The sequence below is a fragment of the Streptomyces sp. NPDC034111 genome, from assembly GCF_055575375.1.
Genome location: NZ_JBVIST010000002.1, coordinates 316521 through 339826 on the forward strand (window position 1 = coordinate 316521; position 23306 = coordinate 339826).

Consider the following 23306-nt stretch of genomic DNA (forward strand, 5'->3'; position numbering starts at 1 on the left):
TCGCCCCCGTAAGGGAGTCGGCCCTCCGCCACGACCCCCAGGAGACCTCCGTGACCGCACCCGGCGGCGACACCCAGCACGGCATACGGCGGCGCAATCTGGCCCGGGCGCTCCAGGCCGTGGCCGCACACGGTCCGCTCTCCCGGCCGGCGGTCGCGGCACGGATCGGGCTGACCCGGGCGGGGGTGGCCCCGCTCGTCGAGGAGTTGCTGCGGGCCGGGCTGCTGGTCGAGGCCGGGCGGGCGGCGCCCAGCGGACGGGGCAGGCCGGGCACCGAACTGGCGGTCAGTGACCGTGGTCCGGCCGGGATAGGCGCCGAGATAGGCGTCGACCATCTGGCGGTGTGCGCGGTCGATCTGCGCGGCCGGGTGCGGGCCCGGGTGGCGGCCGACGCGGCGAACCGGCACAGCGACCCGGGGCCCGTGCTGCGGCGGCTGACCGCGCTGCTCGGGGAGGTGACCGCGCGGATCGCCGGCGAGGGGCTGTGGCCTGCCGGGCTGGCGGTCGCGGTGCCGGGTCTGGTGGCGCGTGGCTCGACGACCGTGGTGCATGCGCCCAACCTCGGCTGGCGGTCGGCCGATCTCGCACCGGCGCTGGCCCCGGCGACCGCGCCGGGCGGCGGCTCCCCCGGCATACCGCTGACCGTGGAGAACGAGGCCAATCTCGGTGCGCTGGCCGAACTGCGGCTGGGCGGGGACGGCGCCGGACGGCCGGGCCCGCCACCGGACTTCGTCCATGTGTCGGCGGAGACCGGGATCGGCGCCGCGGTCGTGGTGGACGGCCAACTGCTGCGGGGAGCACGGGGGTTCGCGGGCGAACTGGGGCACGTACCGGTGTATCCGGACGGCCGCGCCTGCGACTGCGGCGGGCGTGGCTGTCTGGAGCAGTACGCGGGCGAGCCGGCGGTGCTCCGGGCGGGCGGGCTCACGCCCGAGCGGGCGGCGGCCGCCCATCCGGGGCCGGGTGCCCGGATCGCCCTGCTCGCGCGCCGCGCCGAGGACGGGGACGCGGCCACCGTACGGGCCCTGCGCGAGGCGGGAACGGCGCTGGGCATCGCGCTCGCCGGGGCGGTGAACCTGCTCGATCCACAGGCGGTGGTGCTCGGGGGTGCACTGGCCGGCCTGGCGCCCTGGGTTCTTCCCTCCCTGGAACGGGAGTTGGCACGGCGCACGGCCGTCGCGGCGGATCCCGGGCGGTCCGGCGGGCCGTTGGTGGTGACCTCCCGGCTGGGCGCGGACGGGCCGTTGCTGGGGGCGGCGCACTCGGCGCTCCGCACCGTGCTGGACGACCCGCTCCAGTCCTGCGCTCCGGCACACTCTCCCCGGGGACGGATCGGCTAAACCTTTCCATGGAAAGGGAATTCCATGCCACTCCATCGAGCGATTGTGCTGATAAAAACAGCACCACTACCTTCGGTTCGGCGGGTCGCCGCGGAACTTTCGTGAAGGGAGGTTCCGAGGCAACCGCGTCGCACCCTTCGAGGAGATAGGTCGCATTGTGACGATTGCCGATGAATCGCTGCCCGGCAGTGCGGAAGAATCCCAGAATTCCAGCCTGAGTACCACCGCGGCACGGAATTTGGCGACCACCACCAAAACCCAGCCGCAGATGCAGGGAATTACCTCCCGCTGGCTGCTGCGACTGCTGCCCTGGGTGCAGGTATCAGGCGGCACCTACCGCGTGAACCGCCGGCTGACCTACACCCTCGGCGACGGGCGCATCGATTTCGCCTTCAACGGCTCCGAGGTCGCGGTCATCCCCGAGGAACTGCGCGAGCTGCCCGCACTGCGGGAGTTCACCGACACCGCCGTACTGGCGGCGCTCGGCGAGCGGTTCACCCGGCACGACTATGCGCCCGGCGAGCTGATCGCCGAGGCCGGCACACCGGACGACCGTCTGGTGCTGATCGCGCACGGCCGGGTCGACCGGATCGGCACCGGCAAGTACGGCGAGCTGACGGTGCTCGAAGCGCTGGCCGGCGGCGACCACCTCGGCGACGGCCTGCTCACCACCGCCGACGGGACCCGGCAGTTCAGCTATCGCGCGATCACCCGGGTGACCGCCCTGACGCTCTCCCGGACGGCCGCGCAGGAGGTCATCGGCCGCTCCCCCGCCCTGCGTGAGCATCTGGCCTCGGCCGAAGAGGGTGCCGCAGGGCCGACGAACGCGGCCGGGGAAGCGGCGGTCTCGGTCGCCTCGGGCCACCACGGCGAACCGTCCCTGCCCAGCACTTTCGTCGACTACGACCTGGCGCCGCGGGAGTACGAACTCAGCGTCGCCCAGACGGTGCTGCGCACCCACAGCCGGGTCGGCGACCTCTACAACGACCCGATGAACCAGGTCGAGGAGCAGCTGAGGCTCACGATCCAGGCGCTGCGCGAGCGCCAGGAGCACGAGTTGATCAACAACCCCGAGTTCGGGCTGCTGCACAACGCCGACCTCAAGCAGCGCATCCACACCCGCACCGGCCCGCCCACCCCCGACGACCTCGACGACCTGCTCGCGACGGTCTGGAAGAAGCCTGGCTTTCTGCTCGCCCACCCGCAGACGATCGCGGCAATCGGCCGGGAATGCAGCGCCCGAGGGCTGTATCCGACCGCGGTCGACTTCATGGGGCATTCACTGCCCTCTTGGCGCGGCATTCCCATCTTCCCGTGCAACAAGATTCCGGTGACGAAGGAGCGGACCAGCTCGATTCTATTGCTGCGCACCGGCGAGGAGCATCAGGGCGTGGTCGGTCTGCATCAGACCGGTATTCCCGATGAATACGAGCCGAGCCTTTCGGTGCGCTATATGGGCATCGATGAGCGTGCGGTCCTCAAATACCTGGTCAGCGCCTACTATTCGGCGGCCGTTCTCGTGCCCGATGCGCTGGGCGTGCTCGAAGACGTACAGATCGGTCACTGAAACACCAGGCAGCACGCACCGCACCAGACCGCACCGACAGAACAGGTGAGCCTCCTTCATGACCACATCGGTGGACCCGACGGCCGGCCCGCAGCCCTCCGCACCCGAGCAGAACCGCTCCAGCCTGGACACCACGGCAGCCCGCAAGCTGGCGACCACGACCAAGACCGTGCCGCAGATGCAGGGGATCTCCTCCCGCTGGCTGCTGCGCATCCTGCCCTGGACGCAGGTCTCCGGCGGTACGTACCGCGTCAACCGCCGGCTGACCTACACCCTGGGCGACGGCCGGATCGACTTCGTCGCGACCGGCACCGAAGTCCGGGTGATTCCCGAGGAGTTGCGCGAGCTGGCGCCGCTGCGCGGCTATGACGACGCCCCGACGCTGGAGTTGCTGGCGCACCGCTTCGAACAGCGGGAGTTCGCGCCCGGCGATGTACTGGCCCGGGCGGGCGGGCCCACGGACCGGGTCATCCTGATCGCCCACGGCAAGCTGGACCGTACCGGCAGCGGCAAGTACGGCGAGGAGACCTCGCTGGGCACGCTGGCCGACGGTGACGCCCTCGGCGAGGAGGCGCTGCTGTCGCCGGACGCGCGGTGGGAGCACTCCGTACGGGCGGTGACCCGGGTGACCGCCCTGACCTTGTACCGCAGCGACTTCGAGGCGGTGCTGGCCGACTCGGCGTCCCTGCGTGCCCATCTGGAGGAGTTCCGTGCGGCGCTGGTGCAGCCGCACAACAAGCACGGCGAGGCCGCCATCGAGCTGGCCGCGGGCCATGTCGGCGAGCCGGTCCTGCCGGGCACCTTCGCCGACTACGACCCGGCGCCGCGGGAGTACGAACTCAGCGTGGCGCAGACGGTGTTGAAGCTGCACTCGCGGGTCGCCGACCTCTACAACGACCCGATGAACCAGCTGGACCAGCAGCTGCGGCTGACCGTGGAGGCGCTGCGCGAGCGCCAGGAACACGAAATGATCAACAACCGCGAGTTCGGGCTGCTGCACAACGCCGACCTCAAGCAGCGCCTCCACACCCGCACCGGCCCGCCCACCCCCGACGACCTGGACGAGCTGCTCTCCCGGCGCCGTAAGACGCAGTTCCTCCTGGCGCATCCGCGGACCATCGCGGCGATCGGGCGGGAGTGGAACGCCCGTGGCCTCTACCCCAGCACCACGGAGTTCGAGGGGACCGCGGTCCGTGCCTGGCGGGGCGTTCCGCTGCTGCCGTGCAACAAGATCCCGGTCAATCCGGACCAGACCAGCTCGGTGCTCGCGCTGCGGGTCGGCGAGGAGAACCAGGGCGTGATCGGGCTGCACCGGACCGGCATCCCGGACGAGTACCGGCCCGGGCTCTCGGTGCGCTTCATGGGCATCAACGACCAGGCCGTCATCAATTACCTGGTCAGCACCTACTACTCGGCGGCGGTCCTGGTGCCGGACGCGCTGGGCATCCTGGAGGACGTGGAGATCGGTCACTGACCGAGGGCCTGCCCGCCCGGGTGCCGCGTCCCCGCTCCGCCGTCAGGGCGGCGGGCGCGGCACCCGAGTGACGCCCGATCAGGTATCAGCCACTCTCCTGACCTGCGCCGTTCCGCCTTTGGTCGAGCCATTGGCGGTCCGGCCATTCCCTTGGCAGGGCACGCCCTGTTGCGCATGATGAACGCATCGCATGTGCGTGACATGTACGCGACCATCCCTCGGGTCCCTTGTCAGGAGTTCACATGGAGCACGACCACCCCCGCCCGGCCCGCCGGCGCCTGCTCACCGGTGCGGCTGCCCTCGCCGCCTCCGCGGCGCTCACCCCCCTCACCACCGCCGGCGCGCTCCCCGTGCCGCCCCGGACGACCCCGCCCGGCGACGGCGGCTATCCCCCCGTCCGGTGGGTCCCGGCCAGCCCGTCCAACTACACCGCCGCCGACCGCCCCACGCAGTACCCGGTCGAGATGGTCGTGGTGCATGTGACCCAAGAGACCTACGAGGACACCCTCCGGCTGTTCCAGGACCCGGTGCACAAGGCCGCCGCGCACTACGTCGTACGGTCCGCCGACGGCCGGATCGCCCAGTGCGTCAACGAGCGCGATGTCGGCTGGCACGCCGGCAACTGGGACTTCAACACCCGCAGCATCGGCATCGAGCACGAGGGCTGGATCGACGACCCGACGTGGTTCACCGACACCCTCTACGAGCAGTCCGCCCGGCTCACCGCCGCCGTCTGCGACCGCTACGGGATCCCCAAGGACCGCGAGCACATCATCGGCCATGTCGAGGTCCCCGGCACCGATCACACCGACCCGGGCGAATTCTGGGACTGGGCGCGCTATCTCCAGCTGGTCACCGAGGCCTCCTGGCGGCACTCCCGGTGATGCCGCGCTCAGTGCGCCGCGCGCAGAAAGCGCTCCAGGCCCGCCAGGTCGTCCGAGTTGAGCAGGTCGGCGCCGGCCCGGAGCAGCGCCGTCCAGACCGCCTCACGGGCCGGCCCGGCGGCATCCGGCGTCGCCCAGAAGCGCAGCCGGCGCCGCTCGGCGTGCGCGGCGGCCACCAGCCTCCGCAGCCGCTCCCGTTCCTCGGCCGGCATCGGGCCCACGCCCTGCCAGCGGAAGGTGTCCGTCCAGGAGGCCGAGACCAGCGGGGCGAACGACACGGGTACCGCGGTGCCCAGGTCCTCCGGGCGCATGTCGTAGAAGGCGTAGCGCATCCGCTCGGCCTCCATGGGCACCCGGGCGTCGCGGTCGCCGGAGATCACGGCGGTGACCGGCCCGCGGCGGACCCGGCCGGCGCTGCACACGCTCAGCACGTCCCGGTAGCGGTGCAGCACCCGGGACAGGGCGCGGTAGGTGGGGTCACCCGCGGTCTTGAGGTCGATCAGCAACTGGAGGGAGAGCCGGGAGCCGCGGTAGACCGTGCCTCCGTTGGCGCGGACGCGCCGGCGCAGGGGATCCAGGTACAGCGTCTGAAGGGTGCGGGAGGGGTCGAGTTCGCCCTCCTCGTGGGCGACCAGCAGCCGGCCGTCGACGAGCCAGATGTCCGCCTCCACGCTGCCGAAGCCGTGGTCGAGGGCGTCCAGAAGCGGCCGGGGATGTGCGTAGTCGTTGTGCGCATGGGCGCGGGACAGCGGCGCGGAGCCGGTGGGGCGTACGTCGGTTTCGCGGGCGGCGGCGCGCGGGGTGAGGCCGGTGGCCAGGACGGCGCCCAGCGACACGACGGCCGTTCTGCGGGTGTACAGATTCATGACATCTCCGGGCGATAGTAATCGGGTCACGAAAGCCGCGGCGGGCTGAGCGGTACGCGTGAACACCTTTGGCACCTGGGACAGTTGGCGTGACGTCAGGGGGGCTCGTGAAGCAGCGATTCGGCCGGGTTCGCGTGGTGCTGACGGTGCTGGCGGCCTGGGGAGTGCTGGCCGGCGGCGGAGTGGCGGGCGGGCCCGCGGCCCGCGCCGCGGGCACCACCCTGCACCGCTTCGGTGCCAAGGCGGTGGCGCCCGGTGTGGCGTACGGCGAATTCCGGATGACGGTGCCGCGCGGCACCGTGCACGGGCATCTGCTGACGGTCGATCTGACCGATCCCCGGGTCTCGGTGGACCTGCTGTACCCGGGCGCGGTCGGCGCGCGCCTGCCGGTGTCCCGACTGGCCGCTGCGCGCGGGGCGGTGGCCGCCGTCAACGGCGACTTCTTCAACATCAGCGAGGGCCAGCACCCGGGTGTGGAGGCGACCGGCGCGTCGGTGGGCCCGGCGGTGGCGTCGGGGCGGCAGCTGAAGGGTGCGGTGCCCGACGGGCAGCGGTTCGGGCCGGTCATGCCGCCGGGCGCGACGACCGAGGACGTCATCGGGGTGGGCTACGACCGCCGGGCGCGGCTGGACCGGCTCGCGCTGCGCGGCGCGGTCCTGACGCCGGAGGGCTCACTGCCGCTGGGCGGGCTGAACCAGTACGCGCTGCCGGTCGACGGCATCGGTGCGTACACCGAGCAGTGGGGCCCGGCGTCCCGGGTGCGGGCCACCTGCGGGACCGACACCGACCGGGCGGCGCCGTGCAGCACGGACACCGCGGAGGTGACCGTACGGCACGGCCGGGTGGCGGCGCTCGGTGAGCTGCCGGGCGCCGGCGGCGTGGCCGCGGGGACCGTGGTGCTGCTGGGCCGGGAAGAAGGGGCGCGGCAGCTGCGCAAACTGCACCTCGGGGAGCCGGTCCGGGTCGGCTACCGCCTCGTCGGCCGGGGGCCGGTCCCGCTGCGGTTCGCGGTGGGCGGCTTCCCGATCGTGCGGGACGCCGAGCCGGTGGCCGGTCTGGACACCGTCGCGGTGGCGGTGCGCACCTCCGCGGGGATCGGGGACGGCGGCCGGGTGCTGTACCTGCTGGCACTCGACGGGGCGCACGACCAGGGGCAGACCGGCCTTACGATGCGTGAACTCGCCGATCTGATGGACCTGTTGGGCGCGCGGGACGCGATGGATCTGGACGGCGGCGGGTCCTCGACACTGGTGACCGATGACGGCGACGGCACCGGGGTGGTGGTGCGCAACCATCCGTCGGGCGGGGCGGAGCGGCCGGTGGCCAATGCCGTCGGGGTCTTCTCCCTCGGGTGAGCGGCCCGTTCTCCGCCGTACGGCCGCCGGCCAGGGCCGGGCGGCGGCCACCGCCGGGGTTCCGGTGGGCCGCCGGGATCACGGACGCACGCTGCTGACCACATCGGCGGCGCCGGCCAGCCCCTGGTGGATGTCCGGGGCGAGGCTGCTGCTGGCCAGATAGAAGCCGAGCAGTGCGCACACCAGGGCGTGCGAGAACTTCAGCTTGCCGCTGCGCAGGAAAATCACCGTCAGGACCACCAGCAGCAGCACGACCGAGATGGAAATAGCCATGGGACGCACACCTCCTCAACCGCCGCCCGAACGGGCGGCAAGGGGTGGCCAGTTTGGCGTATTTCAGGGTATGTCCGGTTCGAGGCCCGATGCGCCATCCGGGTGATCACTACGGGTCACGGGGCAGGGATGGATCCGCTCCCGTGATGTGGATCACATAACCCACTGCAACGGAGCGTGCGGATCAGGCGTCTTAGCGGCCGGCATCCACGCCCCGAGCCCAGCCCAGACCGAAAGCCCCTGACGCCCCTATGCACCCGATCCGCTCCCCCCGCCACCGGCCGCGGCGGCTCGCGCTCGCCCTGGTCCCGGTGATCGGGGCCGGGCTCACCGCCTGCGGGGGCAGCGCGGCATCGGCGTCCCAGGGCGATCCGGTGAAGGTGACGCTGGGGGCGGCGAGCGGGACCCGGACCGTAGAGGCCGGCGACAAGCTGAAGGTGACCGCGGAGGGCGGCGTACTGACCGAGGTGCGGGTCACCGACCCCAGGGGCCGGCCGTTGCCCGGCGGGCTCGGGGACGGCGGGGCAGTCTGGAGCTCCAGCGCGAAGGCCGCGCCGGGCACCAAGTACTCCGTTGTCGCCCGGACGAAGAATGCGGAGGGCCGCCCCGGCGTGGCCAAGGCGTCACTGACCACGGCGGCGGACCGGCTCAAGGACGGGAGCGGCCGGGACCGGGCGGACCGGCGGCCCGGACGACCCGCGAAACCGGGCACCCGGATCACGCTGAGGGCGGAACTGAACGGGGTGGACTCCGGCGGCGGCCGTTACTTCGCGAAGGACTATGACCTGAACTTCACCATGGGCCGGACTTGCACCGACTCGGACCCGCCGCGGGTTTGTGGCAAGGTCCACGTGGGTGACCCGGTCGAAGTCACCGCATCCTCCGCACGAGGGAATGACGATACGACCATCGGGATCGGGGACGGCGCTGCCGGCCCGGTCCCCCCTGGCAGTAAAACAGCGCCCTCGCGTCGGGCAGCTGACCCCTTTCAGAGCCTAGTGTGACGGAATGAGCACCGTGCAGGACCAGGATCAACTCACGGGGTGGCGGGGCTTCCAGCACCGCGTCCCCAATGGCTTCGCCATCATCTTCAGCGTGCTGGGGCTCTTCTGTGCCCTGACGGCGCTGATCGGGCCGCTCCGGCGCGGACTCCACCCGGTCATCTACTGGCTGGACACCCTCACCATTCCGGTGCAGCCGAACCTCGCCTATGCGGCGTTCTGCTTCCTCCTGGCCGCGGCGCTGACCGCCCGCAAACGCGTGGCGCTGTGGTTCCTCGTGGCCTACATGGTGCTGGTCACCCTCGCGGACGCGCTGTTCCTGGCCACGGGGTACTGGGAGTTCGCCTTCTCGCTGGTGCTGTGTGCCGGTGCGCTGGTGCTGCTGCTCGTCTCGCACCGTGAGTTCTATGCGATCACCCGGCGCGGCGCGTTCCTGCGGGCCATCGGCGTGCTGATCGCCGGGCTCGCGACGGCGGTGCTGCTCGGCTGGGGGCTGGTGACGCTGGCGCCGGGAACGTTGCAGTCCGGCGGTGGCAACCGGCTGCTGTGGGCCGCCAACAGCGTCTGTGGCGGGCTGGTCGGCGGCCATTTGGTCGAGGGGCATCCGCCGCACTGGATCAGCAACGTCCTCGGTCTGCTGGCGCTGCTGGCGCTGCTCAACGCGGCCGCCACCCTGTTCCGTTCGCAGCGCATGGAGGCCGCGCTGCACGGCGACGAGGAGGCCCGGATCCGGGCGCTGCTGGAGCGCTACGGCAGCGACGACTCGCTCGGCTACTTCGCCACCCGCCGCGACAAGGCCGTGGTCTTCTCCCCCAGCGGCAAGGCCGCCGTCACCTACCGCGTCGAGGCCGGGGTCTGCCTGGCCAGTGGTGACCCGGTCGGTGACCGGGAGGCGTGGACCCAGGCCATCGAGGCCTGGCTGGAGGTCGCCGGGCGGTACGGCTGGCAGCCGGCCGTCATGGGCGCCAGCGAGACCGGCGCCAAGGCGTTCGCCCGCTGCGGCCTCGGTGCGCTGCAACTGGGCGACGAGGCGATCCTGCATGTGAAGGACTTCGACCTGGACGGCCGGGAGATGCGGGTGACCCGCCAGGCCGTCAACCGCGTCGAGCGGGCCGGTGCGACCTTCCGCGTACGGCGCCACGCCGCGCTGACCGACGAGGAGATGCAGGAGGTCATCCACCGCGCGGACGCCTGGCGGGACACCGAGACCGAGCGTGGCTTCTCGATGGCGCTGGACCGGCTGGGCGACCCGGAGGACGGGGACTGCCTGCTGGCCGAGGCGTTCGACGGCGACGGCAACATGATCGCGCTGCTGTCGTTCGTCCCCTGGGGCAAGGACGGCATCTCGCTCGATGTGATGCGCCGTGACCGCAGTGCGCCCAACGGCGTGATGGAGTTCATGGTGGCGCGGCTGTGCGCCCAGGCCGGGTCGTTCGGGGTGCGGCGGATCTCGCTGAACTTCGCGGTGTTCCGCTCCGCCTTCGAGGAGGGCGCCCGGATCGGTGCCGGTCCGGTGCTGAAGTTCTGGCGCCGGCTGCTGCTGTTCTTCTCCAAGTGGTGGCAGCTGGAGGCGCTCTACCGCTCCAACGCCAAGTACAACCCCGAGTGGTATCCGCGCTTCCTGTGCTACGCCGACGCCGGTGCGCTCGCCCGCATCGGTCTGGCCTCCGGTATCGCCGAGGGCTTTGTGGCCGTACCGAGCCTGGGCAAGCTGTGGGGCAAGGGCCACAAGAAGCGGGTGCTGGCCCCGGCGAGCACCGCCGGGCTGCCGTCGCTGGACGAACTCGGCCTGGTGCAGGCCGCGCCGGCCACCGAGCAGGAGCTGCACGAGCAGGAGCTGGCCGCGCTGCCCGAGCAGGTGCGGGTGCGCCACCGCAAGCTGGAGCGGCTGCGCGAGGAGGGCACCGACCCGTATCCGGTGGGCGTGCAGCGTACGCACACCCTGGGCGAGATCCGCGACGCGCACCCCGGCCTCACGCCCGGCGCGCGGACCGGCACGTCCGTCAGCATCGCCGGGCGGGTGCTGCTCACCCGCGACCACGGCGGTGTGCTCTTCGCTGTGCTGCGGGACTGGTCCGGTGATCTCCAGGTCGCGCTGACCCGGGACGGCAGCGGCAAGGAGCTGCTGAACCGCTTCGGTTCGGACATCGACCTGGGTGACCACATCGAGGCCGAGGGCGAGGTCGGCACCAGCGACCGCGGCGAGCTGACCGTGTTCGTCACGCAGTGGCGGCTGACGGCCAAGTGCCTGCGGCCGCTGCCGGACAAGCGGCGCGGACTGTCCGACCCGGAGGCCAAGGTCCGCCAGCGCTATGTGGACCTGGTCGTCTCGACGGACGCGCGGGACAACCTGCGGGCGCGCAGCACGGCCGTACAGGCGCTGCGCCAGGGGCTGATCGACCGGGGCTACCTCGAGGTCGAGACCCCGATGCTCCAGCAGATCCACGGCGGCGCCAACGCCCGCCCGTTCCACACCCACATCAACGCCTACGACCTCGACCTGTATCTGCGCATCGCACCGGAGCTCTACCTCAAGCGGCTGTGTGTGGGCGGTATGGAGAAGGTCTTCGAGATGGGGCGGACCTTCCGCAACGAGGGCATCTCCTACAAGCACAACCCCGAGTTCACGATGCTGGAGGCGTACCAGGCGTTCGCCGACTACGACGTGATGCTGGACCTGACCCGGGAGCTGATCCAGGGTGCGGCGATCGCCGCGTTCGGCAGCGCCACGGCCCGTAAGGCGGATGCGAACGGCCGGCTGGTCGAGCACGACATCTCGGGGATCTGGCCGGTCAAGACGGTGTACGGCGCGATCTCCGAGGCGCTCGGCGAGGAGGTCGACGCGGACACCGCGCCGGACCGGCTGCGGCGGCTGTGCAATGCCTCGGCGGTGCCGGTGAAGCCGGAGATGGGGCGCGGCGACATCGTGCTGGAGATGTATGAGCGGCTGGTCGAGGAGAAGACCACCCTGCCCACGTTCTACAAGGACTTCCCGACCGATGTCTCGCCACTGACCCGGCAGCACCGCAAGGACCCGCGGCTCGCCGAGCGCTGGGACCTGGTCGCCTTCGGTACCGAACTGGGCACCGCCTACTCGGAGTTGACGGACCCGGTAGAGCAGCGCCGGCGGCTCACCGCGCAGTCGCTGCTGGCGGCCGGTGGTGATCCGGAGGCGATGGAGCTCGACGAGGACTTCCTCCAGGCCCTGGAGTACGCGATGCCGCCGACCGGTGGTCTGGGCATCGGTGTGGACCGGCTGGTGATGTTCCTGACCGGTCTGTCGATCCGCGAGACGCTGCCGTTCCCGCTGGTGCGGAGGCGCTGACCGCGCCGGGGTGCCGACATCCGGGTCGCCCTCCCGTCCGCGGGCACGGGGCTCCGCCCCGGACCCCGGTCCTCAAACGCCGGACGGGCTGGAGAAATCCAGCCCGTCCGGCTTTCCCGCGTGCACGGCGCGATCAGCGCAGGACCCGCGGGTTGGCGCAGTGCAACAGCCGCTCGCCCCGCAGGTAGCGGCCGACCTCCTCGGCGACGATCCGGGCGGCCTTGTGCGCGACCTGCCGGCTGCCGCCCGCGATGTGCGGGGTGAGGACGACGCCGGGGGCGGTCAGCAGCCGGGAGCCGGCGGGCAGCGGCTCTTCGGGGAAGACGTCGAAGCCGGCGCCGGCCAGCTGTCCGGATTCCAGGGCGTCGCAGACCGCGTCGTAGTCGAGCAGCGCGCCGCGGGCGCAGTTGACCAGGATCGAGCCGTGGGGCATCGCGGCGATCTGCTTGCGGCCGATCATGCCCGTGGTCTCCTCGGTGACCCGGGCGTGCAGCGAGACGATGCGGGAGCGGGTCAGCAGCTCGTCGAGCGGCACCTGCTCGGCGAGGCCCGCCAGCGCCTCGGGACGCACATACGGGTCGTGGACGAGAACCTGGGCGCCCATGGCGGCGAGGACCGTGGCGACCCGGCTGCCGATGGCTCCGAAGCCGATCAGGCCGACCGTGGTGCCCTCGATCTCGATGCCGCAGTTGTCGTAGTCGTAGTAGTCGCCGCGCCAGACCCCCCGGCGCAGATCGGTGTGGGTGTCGCCGACGCCGCGGGCCGCGGCGAGCAGCAGGGTGAGGGTGTGCTCAGCGGTGGCGGTGGCATTGCGGCCGGGGGCGTAGCAGACCGCGACGCCGTGCCGGGTGGCGGCGTCGAGGTTGGCGTTGACCGGGCCGCCACGGCTGGTGCAGAACAGCTTCAGGTCGGGGCAGTTGGCGAGGATGCGCTCGGTGAGCGGGCCGTGTTCGGTGACACAGATCTCGACGCCCTGGAGGGCCTCGATCATCTCGTCCTCGGTGCCGGAGGCCTCGATGACCTCGGCGACCGGGCCGAAGGGGGTGTGCGGCCAGTCGAACCGGAGCTCGCGTACGTCCAGCGGGGTGTCCCCGGCGGCCGCGCGCACGGCCTCGGTGAACAGGTCCGCCCGGATGAAGTGGTTGCCGGCGGCGAGGACGGTGGTGCTCATGGGGTTTCTTCTCCTGAGGGGCGTGGGGCGCGGGCGGCCTGTTCGGTCAGTGGAGGGCGGGGGCCTGGGCCGGCGCGGGGGCGTTGAAGCTGAGCAGTGCGGTCTGCCCGTGCTCGATGCGGATCTCGGTGAGGGCGCCGTTGTGCAGCTGGGGGAAGACCCGGCGGTAGTCGGTGAGCGGGATGCCCAGCAGCCGGCAGAGCAGAACCCGTACGAGGGTGGAGTGGGCGACCACCAGGACGCGGCCGTGCGGCTGTGCGCGGGCGATATCGGCGAGCGCGGCGGCGGCACGCTCGGCGGCGTGGCGGGGGTGTTCACCGTCCGGCAGATGGTGCTCGACCGGGTCGGCGAGGAAGGCGGCCAGCCGCTCCGGGAAGCGCTCGCGCATCTCGTCCCTGGTCAGGCCCTCTCCCTGGCCGAAGTCGACCTCGCAGAGCCGCTCGTCGATGCGCGGGGTGAGCCCGCAGGCCGCGGCGGCCGGGGCGGCGGTGAGCCGGGCGCGGGAGAGCGGGGAGCTCCAGACGGCGGTGAGGCCGGCGGTGGTGGCCCAGGTGGCGAGGGCGGCGGCCTGTGCGCGGCCGTGGGCGGTGAGCGGCACATCGGTGCGGCCGGCGTAGCGGTTCTCCGCATGCCAGACGGTCTCGCCGTGGCGTACGAGGATGAAGTCGGTCACTGTGCTGCCCTCCTGCGGGCGTGGTCGGCCACTGTCTGGCCGAGCCAGCCACGGCGGGTGAGTTCGTCGAGGAAGCGGAGGTAGACGGGCAGATGGCGGGCGGTGCGGTCCGCTGTGGGCACGATCTCCCGGTCGGTACGGACCATGGCGGCGGCCGCTTGTTCAAGGCCGATGCCCGAGGAGGCGGCGGCGAGTACGGCCATGCCGAGGGCGCCCTCCGCGTGTCGCGGCAGCCGTACGGGGCGGCCGAGGACCTCGGCGCGCAGCCGGCACCAGTAGGCGTTGCGGGCGCCGCCCCCGGTGAGGGTGAGCGGGCCGTCGACGGGCGCGCCGAGGTGGTCGAGGTAGTCGAAGCAGAGCCGTTCGAGGCAGGCCACGCCGAGCAGATACGCGTGGAACTCCTCGGCCCGGGTGGCGGCGTGGCCCAGGAGGAAGGGTTCGGCCTCAGGGGCGCGGAAGGGGAAGCGTTCGCCGCCGCCGGCGACCAGGGGGTAGGCCACCGCCTCCGGGTCGAGGGCCGCGGCCCGGGCGGTGAGCGCGTCCAGGTCCTCGCCGGGGAAGTGCCGGGAGAGGACGCCGGCGCCGCTGCTGGAGGCGCCGCCCGGCAGCCAGTTGTCGCCCGGTCCGCGGTGGCAGTAGACGACGCCCGCGGGATCGCGGACCAGGTGCGGGCTGCTGCCCTTGAGGACGAGGGTGGTGCCGAGCACCGCGTTCCAGGAGCCCGGTGCGAGCGCTCCGGCGCCGATCTGCGCGGCGCAGCCGTCGGTCATCCCGGCGACGATGGCGGTCCCCTCGGGGATGAGGGTGCTCTCGGCGGCCTGGGCGCAGACGGTGCCGAGCACGTTTCCCGGACGGACGACCTCCGGCAACATGCCGGCGGGGACGCGGAGTTGGTCCATCACCTCCTGTGGCCAGCGCTCCTCGACGAGGTGGTAGCCGGTCTTGAGGGCGTGGCTGGCGTCGCTCGGGAGCTGACGCCCCGCCAGCCGCCAGGTGATCAGGTCGACCTGGTGCAGCAGCCGGGTGCCGGTCCGGAGGCCGGGTTCGGCGTGCAGCAGGGCGACGAGCTTGGGCAGCGCCCAGGACGGCTGCATGCTGCGGTAGCCCAGCTCCTGCCAGACCGCGGCGCCGGCGGTGTTGACGGCCGTGGCCTGTGCGGTGGCGCGCCCGTCGTCGTACATCAGCCCAGGGGTCAGCGGCGTGCCCCGGCCGTCGGCGAGCAGGATCGTGCCGGAGGTGCCGTCGAGGGCCAGCCCGCGGATCCGCCGGCGGTCGAGGCCGGCCAGGGCTTCCCGGCAGGCGGCGGTGAGCGCGCCCCACCACTCCTCGGGGTCCTGCTCATGCCGGTCGCCGGCACGCCGGCTGGTGAGCGGGCGGGCGGCGGTGGCCAGGACCCGCCCGGTGCCGTCGACGGCGAGGCAGCGTGCGCTCTGGGTGCCGAGGTCGAGGCCGAGCCAGATGCCGTCGAGGGCGGGGGCGGGGCGGTCGCCGCGGTGGCGCGGGTCAGACAAGGGGGTCTCCAGGGGCGGGGCGGGTGGTGCCGGTGGCTTCGGTCGGCCGTCCGGTGGCCTCGGCGGGGCGGTCGGCGCTGCCCGACCAGGTCGCTCGGCCGCGCCAGCCGGCCTCCCGGGCGAGTCCGCGCCAGGCGAGGAAGTCCTCGTAGAGCGCGGCATAGAACTCCGCACGCTCCGGCTCGGGTTCCCAACTGCGCTGCATCCGGACGTACTTGGCGGCCGCGCTGTGCATGCTGGTCTCGGCTCCGGTGCGTACCAGGCCGGTGAGGAAGGCGCCCTTGGCGCCGAGTTCGGTGTCGCCGGAGCGGGCGGTGGGCACACCGGTCGCATCGGCGATCAGTGCGCACCAGGCGTCGCTGTTGGCGCCGCCGCCGCACAGCCGCAGCTCGCTGACGTCCGTACGGGCGGCGGCCAGCGAGTCGCGTAGCACCAGCGAGAGTCCGTCGAAGACGGCGCGGGCCAGGTCGGCCGGGGTGTGTTCCAGGGACAGGCCCCAGAAGGAGCCGCGGGCGCCCGGGTCGAGGAACGGGGCGCGCTCACCCGCCGGGGAGAGGTAGGGCAGGAACATCAGCCCACGGGCGCCCGGCTCCGATTCGAAGGCGAGCTGCGCCAGTTCCGGCGGTCCGGGCAGATGGAGCAGCCGTGCTGCCCAGCCGAGCACCTCGGCGCCGTTGAGGGTGGGGAAGGCGCGCAGCACCCGCTCGCGACCGCGGTAGGCGATATGGATGCCGGACGGCTCGCCGCCGGTGTCGATCTCCGTGCGGACGATCTCGGTGCACAGAGTGGTGCCGAGGATGGTGCAGGCCTGGCCGGGGTTGACCACGCCGACGCCGCGGGCGGTGGCCGCGATGTCGTAGGGCGCCATCACGACCGGGAGTCCGGCCGGCAGTCCCAGTTCGTCCGCTGCCGTGCCGGTGAGTTCGGCGATCCGCTGTGACTCCCCCAGGACGGTGGGCAGCAGCCGTTCGTACGCGCGGAGGCCGAACAGGTCGAGAATGTACGGGTCGTAGTCGCCGGTGGCGTGGTCCAGGAAGGGCGCCGAGGCATCGGACTCATCGCTGGCGCGGACGCCGGTGAAGCGCAGGAAGAGCCAGCCGGCGGCGGTGAGCGAGGTGGCGGAGCGGGCCAGCCGGTCCGGGTCGTGGGCGGCGAGCCAGCTGAAGAGGGCGTTGGGCATGCCGGCGCAGGTCAGCGAGCCGTTGCGGCGGAAGGCCGCGGTCAGGACGCCCTCGCGCTGCCAGGCGGTGAGCAGGTCCCCGGCGCGGCCGTCGGACCACAGGATGGCGGGTCCGGTGGGGCGGCCGCGGTCGTCGACGAGCCAGGCGCCGTCGCCCTGGGCGGTGAAGGACACCAGCCGAACCGGGTCGGTCAGCCCGTCCAGCGCGGCGCGGACGGTGCGGACGACCGCCTGCCAGACGGCGTCCATGTCCTGTTCGGCCCAGCCGGGGTGCGGGCGCAGCACCTCGGTGGCCTGGCGGGCGACGGCGATCTCGGTGCCCTGGTCGTCGAAGACGACGGATTTGATCACCGTGGTGCCGACGTCGATGGTCAGTACGGACATCAGTGCGGGCCTTTCAGGCCGGTGCCGAGGCGGTGGCGGGCGCGCTGCCGTCGGGGGCCGCGTCCGCCGCGCCCGACTCCTCCGGCAGCTTCAGGAAGTGGGCGAGTACGCAGCTCACCGCGTACATCCCGGCGAAGATCCAGACCACCCCTTCGACGCCGAGCGGTCCGACGAAGACCGCGACGACGGCGGGGCCGACGAAGGTGCTGGCGCCCGCGCCCAGGTTGAGGGCGGCCAGCGCCTGCCCCTGGTGCTTCGGCTCCAAGGTGGGCACCAGCGCCGAAAGCGGTACATAACCCGCCAGCGTAGCGCCGTAGAACGCGGCGACGAGAAGGGCGAGCGAGAAGTTCGCGCCCGCGGCGTGCGGGACGTAGAAGAGCAGCAGGGTGCTCAGCGTGCAGCCGGCGCCGCCGAACCAGGCGATGGTGCGGCGCCAGCCGAAGCGGTCGCCGACGACGCCGAACAGCAGATTGGCGAAGATGTTGGTCGCGAACATCGCGCTGAGCAGATGCAGCCACTGGGTGAGGCTGAAGCCGACCGTTCTCGTGAAGTGGATCGGCATGATCACGAAGAAGCCGAACTGCGAGGCCGTGTTGATGACGCGGACCAGCGAGCCGACCCCGACCCTGGGGTTGCGCCACAGCACCGTCACGCTGCCGACCAGCGTGGCCACCGGCCCCTCGCCGGTACCGCGCGGCCGCCTGCCGCCGTGCTCGTCACGGACCAGTAGCAGGGCGATCAGCCCGCCCGCGGCGACCAGTACCAGCGCGGCCCACAGCGTGGCGTACGCGCCGATCTGCGGGATCAGCCCGCTGGCGACCAGCGAGCCGAGCGTGGGCAGCCCGCCGGTGAAGGCGAACCAGAACCATCCCATGGCCGTGCCGAGCCGGGCCCGCGGCGCGACCCCGGCGATCCAGACCAGGAACCCGTAGGCGAACAGCGGATAGCCCAGACCGCGCAGCCCGTAGCCGAGCATCATCAGCGGGTAGCTGGCCAGCGGTATCGCGACGGCGAGGAAGAGCACCTGGAAGACCGCCCAGATGCCCAGACCGGTCCACATGACGCGGCGCGGGCCCCACAGGTCGGAGAGCACCCCGGAGAGCCAGGCGGCGATGCCGGCCGCGATCCCGTAGACGGTGAAGAGCAGGGCGACCCGGGGCTCCGAGAGGTGCCGGTCGATGAGGTACGGCGAGAGATAGCCGGACTCGACGCCGTCCCCGATCATGAAGAGGAGCAGCCCGAGGTAGCCCCAGGCGAGGGTGGACGGGATGCCCAGGCGTGTGATCAGCGAACCCGGCGGAGAGTTCTTCATCGAATCTCCCTTTCTGCGGCGGCGGCAGGAGCGGTGGACGGAGCGATGGAACCGCCGCGCAGAATCGGGCGTCAATCACCTGCGGAATCTTCGCATCGGGGCCGCGACCAGCCATGTTGCGTCGTACCGGAACCGCATGTGGACGCCATGGCCGCCGGGCGTGCAGTGTTAAATCCGTGCGAACATAACGCGGCGAATTCACGCGGTGAACGCCGACGGCGGGCACGGAGGGAGTCGGGCGATGGACCGGGTCGAGGCCCAGGAGGAGCGGCGGCGCCGCATACGGGAGACGGTCATCGCCCGAGGTTTCGTCCGCACCGCGGACCTGGCCGAGGAGTACGGCATCAGCCTGATGACCGCGCACCGCGATCTGGACGCCCTTCAGGCCCAGGGCTGGCTGCGCAAGGTGCGCGGCGGGGCGACCGGGCTGCCGTCGGCGCAGTTCCACGGCAGCGTCGCGGAGCGCATGGCGACCATGGCGCAGACCAAACAGCAGCTCGCCCGGGCCGCCGCGACGCTGCTGGTCCCGGGCCAGTCGGTGCTGCTCGACGACAGCACCACCTGTCTTCTCCTGGCCCATCAGGTCGCCGAGCACACCCCGCTGACGGTGATCACCAACTCCCTGCCGGCCGTCACCACTCTCGCCAAAGAACCCGGTATCTCCCTGATCACCCTGGGCGGTGCCTACTTCCCCGCCTATGACGCCTTCATGGGCCCGCACACCGCCGACGCGGTGCGGGCCTTCCGCGCCGATGTGCTCTTCATGTCCACCACGGCCGTCACCAACGGCCGCTGCTACCACACCTCACCGGAGACGGTGCAGGTCAAGCGCGCCATGATGGAGTGCGCGGGCCGCCGCATCCTGCTCGCCGACCACACCAAGTTCACCAAGGGGGGCCTCTACGCCCTCGCTCCACTCACCGACTTCGACCTGCTGATCGTCGACGACGGCCTGCCGGCGGACCAGATACGGCACATACGGGCGGCCGGTACCGAGGTGACGGTGGTACCGGCCCGCTGACCTCCCCAACTGCTCTGTAGGGGAGGCGACTTGACGTCACTCCTCGGCGAGGCCCAGCAGCGAGGGGTCCTCGGCCAGCTCGCGGAAGAACGCCCGGGGGTCGGTGAGCAGCTTGCGCTCGGTCAGGTCCAGCAGCCCGCCGACGGCGCTCACCTCGGCGGCCACGGTCCCGTCCGTCTTGCGGACGGTCTGCTCGACCCGGAACGTCCGGCCTGCGCCCCAGACGAAGGCGCAGCTCACCTCGACCTCGTCACCGGCCCGCAGTTCGTGCCGGTAGCGGATGGTGGTCTCGATGGTCACCGGGCCGATGCGCCGGTCCACCATGGTGCTCTGCCGGATGCCGCTCGCCTGTAGCAGTGACCAGCGGGCGTGCTCGGCGTACTGGAGGTAGACGCTCTGGTTGAGATGGCCCTGGGTGTCGGTCTCATAGCCGCGGACGGTGACCGCTACGGCGAACGGCTCCTCCGCCTGCGCACCGGCCGCGCTGTCCGCCGCTTCGACTGCTTCTGCCATATGCGCTTTCCCCTCCCCGTAGGCACCGGCCGCCTCTCGGACACCCCGGGCCTCATCAGCCACTGGCTTCCCATCGTAGGCGTCGGCCCCGTCCGTTGCGGTGGCTCTCAGGGGCTGCCCGTCTTCAGCCGCAGATTCCACCTGGCCAGCGGCTTGCCGACCGGCTGGAAGATGGTGACGGTGTCGCCCCCGAAGTTGTCGCAGGTCGCGGCGCCGCCGCCGGAGTGCATCCCGACGGCCATCGGGGCGTTGGGCTGGGTGACGTACGAGCCGCCCGAATCGCCGGGCGCGGAACAGGCGTTGGTGTACGAGAGCCCGTCGATGACCGTGGTGCCGTAGTCCACGGTCTGGTCGGCCCGGGTGATCTCGCCGCAGTGCCAGCCGCTGGACTGGCCGGAGTGGCAGATGGACATACCGGCCAGGGCCTCCTGCGTACCGGTGACGGTGACCGGTGTGCCGCCCTGGCCCGCCACGGTCGAGCTGAGCGTCCAGCCCGGCTGGTCGACCGCGACCAGCCCGAAGTCGCCCGCGCGCCCGTTGACGCTGCGCACGCCGCCCTGGTTGGAGGTCCCCAGCCGGCTGCCGTCCTTGCCGTACGCGGCCTGGTCCGGGGTGAGGGTGCAGTGACCGGCCGTCAGGAAGCCCTGGAAGTCGTGCGGGCCGGTCACCGAGAAGCCGACGGAACAGATTCCCTCGTGGCCGGGCATCCAGCGCTCACCGCCGATGACCGTGCCGTCCTGCTGGTGCGGTGTCTGGGCGCTGCGCTCGATGGTGACCGGCACCTTCGCCCGGCTCCCGAGGACGCGCACGTCCCGCTCGAAGGCGTCGGTCCGCTCGGTGTGCTTGGTGCGGTCGACGCGGATCACCACGCCGTTGGCGCGCTCGTCCACCCCCCAGCCGGTGACGCCCGGCACGCCCTTGCCGGCCCGGTCGTCGATCCGGCGCACCAGCGCGGTGAGCACCGCACGGCTGTGCCGCACGGTCTTGGGCAGCGCGCCGGCGACCCGTACCCGCTGTGCGTCGGCGGCGCCGGTGACCGCGACGACGAGTTTGCCGGTCCCCTTGTCGAACCACATCCCGGCCGGCGGTGCGGTGAGCGCCCGGCGCACGGCGGCCGCCGCCCGGTTGGCCTCGGCCTCCTGCGCAAGCCGGGTCCGCACCTGCTCGGCGGTCAGTCCGAGGTCCCGGCGCATCGCGTCGAGCATGCCGCGGGGCGAGGGCTGGGGCGTCGGTTCGGACTGCGGCAGGGCGCGCGCCGGACTGAGCGGGCCGGCCGCCGCCACCACGGCGGCCACGGTCGCGCCCCAGAGAGCGGCCTTGCGAAAGCGGCGTTCCATCGGGGATCTCCTCGCGATGTCGAGTGCACGTCGGATCCGGTGTGCGTCGAGCGTGCGCGAGACCGGGGCGTGCGGCACGAGGGAGATCCCCTGCATCATGGGGGTGTGATGAGCGAGCCCGGCCCCCAAGTCCCCTTCACCTACGGGCCGGTAGCGTTCCGGCAACTGCCGGAGGTGCTGCGCAACGTGACCTACTCGGGCGCCCGCCATCCGGGAGCGGCGACACCTGAATGCCCGTCATACGGGCCGGACGGAACGGCTGATGGCGCCGGCACCGTCCCGCAGGGCCCGCTCGCCGGTCTGGCCGGGGGCGCCAACTGCCAGCGCTACGCCTACGCCGTACTGGGCCACTTCGGCCTGCCGGTACCGCCGTTGCGCTCGGCGGAGCTGTGGGCGGACCGGCGGGCGACCGTGCGGGTGGACCGGCCGCGGCCGCTGGACCTGGTGCTGTTCGACGGCGGGCCGGTCGAGGGCCGTCCGGAGGGGTACGGGGCCCATGTGGGCGTTCATCTGGGCCCCGACCAGGTGCTGCATCTGTGCCGGGAAGCCGGCCGGCCGGCGGTGTGGCGCTATGCGGACTTCGCGGCGCGGCCGCGCTATGCGCGCCTGCTGGGCGTCAAGCGGGCGGTGGCCGCGACGGGCCGGTGAGCACACGGCGGAGCCGCGCGGCCACCGGCCCGGGGCGGCTCAGAAGCCGCCGCCACCGTCGCCGCCGAAGCCGCCCCCGTCGCCGAATCCTCCGCCGTCACCGAAGCCACCGCCGAAGTCATCGGCGTTGAAGTCGGAGCCGGAGAAGTCGCCGCCGGCGGCGCCGTAGTCCGCGCCGTAGGCGTGCGACGACATCATCATGTTGCCGAGTACCGTGCCGACCAGGAGGCCGGGCAGCAGACCGCCGCCGAAGTAGCCGCCCGCCCAGGGGGCGTAGGCCGGGCCCGCGTCCCAGTACGGGCGGTCGCCGCTGTCGGTCCGGACCGTACGGGCCAGTGGCTCGCGGCCGTCGTCCAGCCGGCTCTTGTCCGCGGCGCAGACCGGTACCGTGCGCTGCGCGCCGCCGGCCGGTGCCCAGGCGACATCGACGACGGACGGGCCGTGCCGGGGGTCGAAGAAGCAGGGCAGCCGGCGCTCGGGCAGCGGCCGGCCCTCGCGCCGCGCGGCGAGCGTGGCCAGCGAGAAGCGGCCGTCCTCCAGGGCCTGGGTCACCGCCTGCACCTCACCGGGGTGCGCGGCCGCCGCCATCGCCGATTTGGCGTTCTCGTAGGCGTCCAGCGCATGGGCGTAGTCGGCGCGCATCGCATCGTCGGCGCCGGGCTCGCCGGGGTTGAAGTCGAGCCGGTCCAGCTCCTCGCCGAAGGCGGTGATGTCCTCGTCGACGACGACCCGCAGATCCTCCATCGCGGCCCGCTCCACCTCGGCGCGCCGCCGGCGGTTGCGGCGGGCGATGGCGTAGGCGCCGCCGCCACCGACGACCACCAGCACGCCCAGGCCGATCGCGGTGCCGGTGTCGAAGCCGCCGCCGGTGCCGCTCCAGGACTCGGGGGCGTAGCCGTTCGCCGACTGGTTCGCGGTGTCGACGAAGTGGTTCAGCCGCTCGGAGACGGTGGGGTAGTCGGACCGTTTGACCGAGCCGACGAGGTTCTGCACCGAGCTGCGGGACATCACCCGCGAGTCGGCGGCGGCGTTGAAGCCGTTGCCGAGTTCGACCGCGTAGACCCCGCTGATGCCGACCTTGGTCCGCAGGTCGCGCAGCAGCGTTGCCGGCTGATAGTCCGCGGTGCGCGGCAGTACGGCGACGAAGACCGGCTTGTCCGCGTCCTTGATCTTCTTGGCCAGGGCATCGGCCTGGGACGCGGAGAAGAGGTCGGATGCGCGCGGATCGACGTAGACCGGGCCCTTCTTCAGGGCGGTCGCGGCCTCGTCGAGCCCGCCCGCGGCATGGGCACCGGGAGCCGTCATGGCGGCCACCGCCAGCAGCGCGGCCACCAGAAGCAGCACCGGCGCGATCAGCACACGACGCATTGCGGTGTTCATGGGTTCGACGCTACCCGAACGGTACTTTCCCGACATCACCGACCCTGGATCCGAGGGGGAGAGCCGCCGGGATTCTCCCGCCCCCGCGCGG

At 72.4% G+C, this 23306-nt stretch carries 19 protein-coding genes; 9 read left to right on the top strand and 10 right to left on the bottom strand.

Features of this window, described 5'->3' with window-relative positions; all coding sequences use genetic code 11:
- Positions 1–50: 50 nt before the first annotated feature.
- From ACZ55A_RS07165 to ACZ55A_RS07180, 4 genes are all read left to right on the top strand, one after another.
- Positions 51–1340, top strand: a complete 1290-nt coding sequence (locus ACZ55A_RS07165; RefSeq protein WP_468835529.1) for an ROK family protein — start codon at positions 51–53, stop codon at positions 1338–1340.
- A 154-nt stretch (positions 1341–1494) separates the two neighbouring features.
- Entirely contained in the window at positions 1495–2907 is a 1413-nt protein-coding gene (locus ACZ55A_RS07170) for a family 2B encapsulin nanocompartment shell protein (protein WP_468836595.1), read from the top strand.
- Positions 2908–2965: 58 nt separating this feature from the next.
- Positions 2966–4381 carry a family 2B encapsulin nanocompartment shell protein gene (locus tag ACZ55A_RS07175; RefSeq protein WP_468835532.1) on the top strand — a complete coding sequence of 472 codons (1416 nt, stop codon included), beginning with the start codon at positions 2966–2968 and terminating at the stop codon, positions 4379–4381.
- Between the two features lie 242 nt (positions 4382–4623).
- A complete protein-coding gene (locus tag ACZ55A_RS07180) occupies positions 4624–5265 on the top strand; it encodes an N-acetylmuramoyl-L-alanine amidase (protein ID WP_468835535.1) in 642 nt (213 codons plus the stop codon).
- 8 nt (positions 5266–5273) lie between these two features.
- On the opposite strand, the gene ACZ55A_RS07185 is transcribed toward ACZ55A_RS07180, so the two are convergent.
- Positions 5274–6131 carry a phosphatidylinositol-specific phospholipase C/glycerophosphodiester phosphodiesterase family protein gene (locus ACZ55A_RS07185; RefSeq protein WP_468835537.1) on the bottom strand — a complete coding sequence of 286 codons (858 nt, stop codon included), beginning with the start codon at positions 6129–6131 and terminating at the stop codon, positions 5274–5276.
- Positions 6132–6238: 107 nt separating this feature from the next.
- Here ACZ55A_RS07185 and ACZ55A_RS07190 point away from each other — a divergent pair, with 107 nt between their 5' ends.
- Positions 6239–7486 (top strand): phosphodiester glycosidase family protein, encoded by a 1248-nt coding sequence (locus tag ACZ55A_RS07190; protein WP_468835540.1) that lies wholly within the window; start codon positions 6239–6241, stop codon positions 7484–7486.
- A 78-nt stretch (positions 7487–7564) separates the two neighbouring features.
- Here the strand turns inward: ACZ55A_RS07190 and ACZ55A_RS07195 are convergent, their stop codons facing one another.
- Entirely contained in the window at positions 7565–7759 is a 195-nt protein-coding gene (locus ACZ55A_RS07195; protein WP_084775246.1) for a hypothetical protein, read from the bottom strand.
- 251 nt (positions 7760–8010) lie between these two features.
- On the opposite strand from ACZ55A_RS07195, the gene ACZ55A_RS07200 reads away from it, so the two are divergent.
- A complete protein-coding gene (locus tag ACZ55A_RS07200; protein ID WP_468835543.1) occupies positions 8011–8763 on the top strand; it encodes an Ig-like domain-containing protein in 753 nt (250 codons plus the stop codon).
- Between the two features lie 4 nt (positions 8764–8767).
- Positions 8768–12085: a bifunctional lysylphosphatidylglycerol synthetase/lysine--tRNA ligase LysX gene (gene lysX / locus ACZ55A_RS07205; protein ID WP_468835546.1), complete on the top strand. Its 3318-nt coding sequence runs from the start codon at positions 8768–8770 to the stop codon at positions 12083–12085.
- Between the two features lie 133 nt (positions 12086–12218).
- Here the strand turns inward: lysX and ACZ55A_RS07210 are convergent, their stop codons facing one another.
- The 5 genes from ACZ55A_RS07210 to ACZ55A_RS07230 are packed head-to-tail and all read right to left on the bottom strand — an operon-like array spanning position 12219 to position 18316.
- Positions 12219–13256, bottom strand: coding sequence for a 2-hydroxyacid dehydrogenase (locus ACZ55A_RS07210; protein WP_468835549.1), 1038 nt, complete (start codon positions 13254–13256; stop codon positions 12219–12221).
- A 46-nt stretch (positions 13257–13302) separates the two neighbouring features.
- Positions 13303–13929 carry a histidine phosphatase family protein gene (locus ACZ55A_RS07215; RefSeq protein WP_468835552.1) on the bottom strand — a complete coding sequence of 209 codons (627 nt, stop codon included), beginning with the start codon at positions 13927–13929 and terminating at the stop codon, positions 13303–13305.
- The gene (locus ACZ55A_RS07220; protein WP_468835555.1) at positions 13926–15440 is read right to left on the bottom strand and encodes an FGGY-family carbohydrate kinase; all 1515 of its coding nucleotides are present in this window, start codon (positions 15438–15440) and stop codon (positions 13926–13928) included. The genes ACZ55A_RS07215 and ACZ55A_RS07220 overlap by 4 nt, the downstream gene beginning before the upstream one ends.
- A complete protein-coding gene (locus tag ACZ55A_RS07225) occupies positions 15433–17004 on the bottom strand; it encodes an FGGY family carbohydrate kinase (RefSeq protein ID WP_468835558.1) in 1572 nt (523 codons plus the stop codon). Before ACZ55A_RS07225 ends, ACZ55A_RS07220 begins: the two co-directional genes overlap by 8 nt.
- Before the next feature lie 13 nt (positions 17005–17017).
- Complete coding sequence (locus ACZ55A_RS07230; RefSeq protein ID WP_468835561.1) at positions 17018–18316, bottom strand: MFS transporter; 1299 nt, start codon at positions 18314–18316, stop codon at positions 17018–17020.
- Between the two features lie 241 nt (positions 18317–18557).
- Here ACZ55A_RS07230 and ACZ55A_RS07235 point away from each other — a divergent pair, with 241 nt between their 5' ends.
- Positions 18558–19337 (top strand): DeoR/GlpR family DNA-binding transcription regulator, encoded by a 780-nt coding sequence (locus tag ACZ55A_RS07235; RefSeq protein ID WP_468835564.1) that lies wholly within the window; start codon positions 18558–18560, stop codon positions 19335–19337.
- A gap of 36 nt (positions 19338–19373) precedes the next feature.
- Here the strand turns inward: ACZ55A_RS07235 and ACZ55A_RS07240 are convergent, their stop codons facing one another.
- Positions 19374–19850, bottom strand: a complete 477-nt coding sequence (locus ACZ55A_RS07240) for an acyl-CoA thioesterase (protein ID WP_468835567.1) — start codon at positions 19848–19850, stop codon at positions 19374–19376.
- A gap of 107 nt (positions 19851–19957) precedes the next feature.
- Positions 19958–21187, bottom strand: coding sequence for a S1 family peptidase (locus tag ACZ55A_RS07245; protein WP_468835570.1), 1230 nt, complete (start codon positions 21185–21187; stop codon positions 19958–19960).
- A 108-nt stretch (positions 21188–21295) separates the two neighbouring features.
- Between ACZ55A_RS07245 and ACZ55A_RS07250 the strand changes: the two genes are divergently transcribed.
- A complete protein-coding gene (locus tag ACZ55A_RS07250) occupies positions 21296–21835 on the top strand; it encodes a cell wall hydrolase (protein ID WP_468835573.1) in 540 nt (179 codons plus the stop codon).
- Positions 21836–21874: 39 nt separating this feature from the next.
- On the opposite strand, the gene ACZ55A_RS07255 is transcribed toward ACZ55A_RS07250, so the two are convergent.
- Entirely contained in the window at positions 21875–23215 is a 1341-nt protein-coding gene (locus ACZ55A_RS07255) for a hypothetical protein (protein ID WP_468835575.1), read from the bottom strand.
- Between the last annotated feature and the right edge of the window lie 91 nt (positions 23216–23306).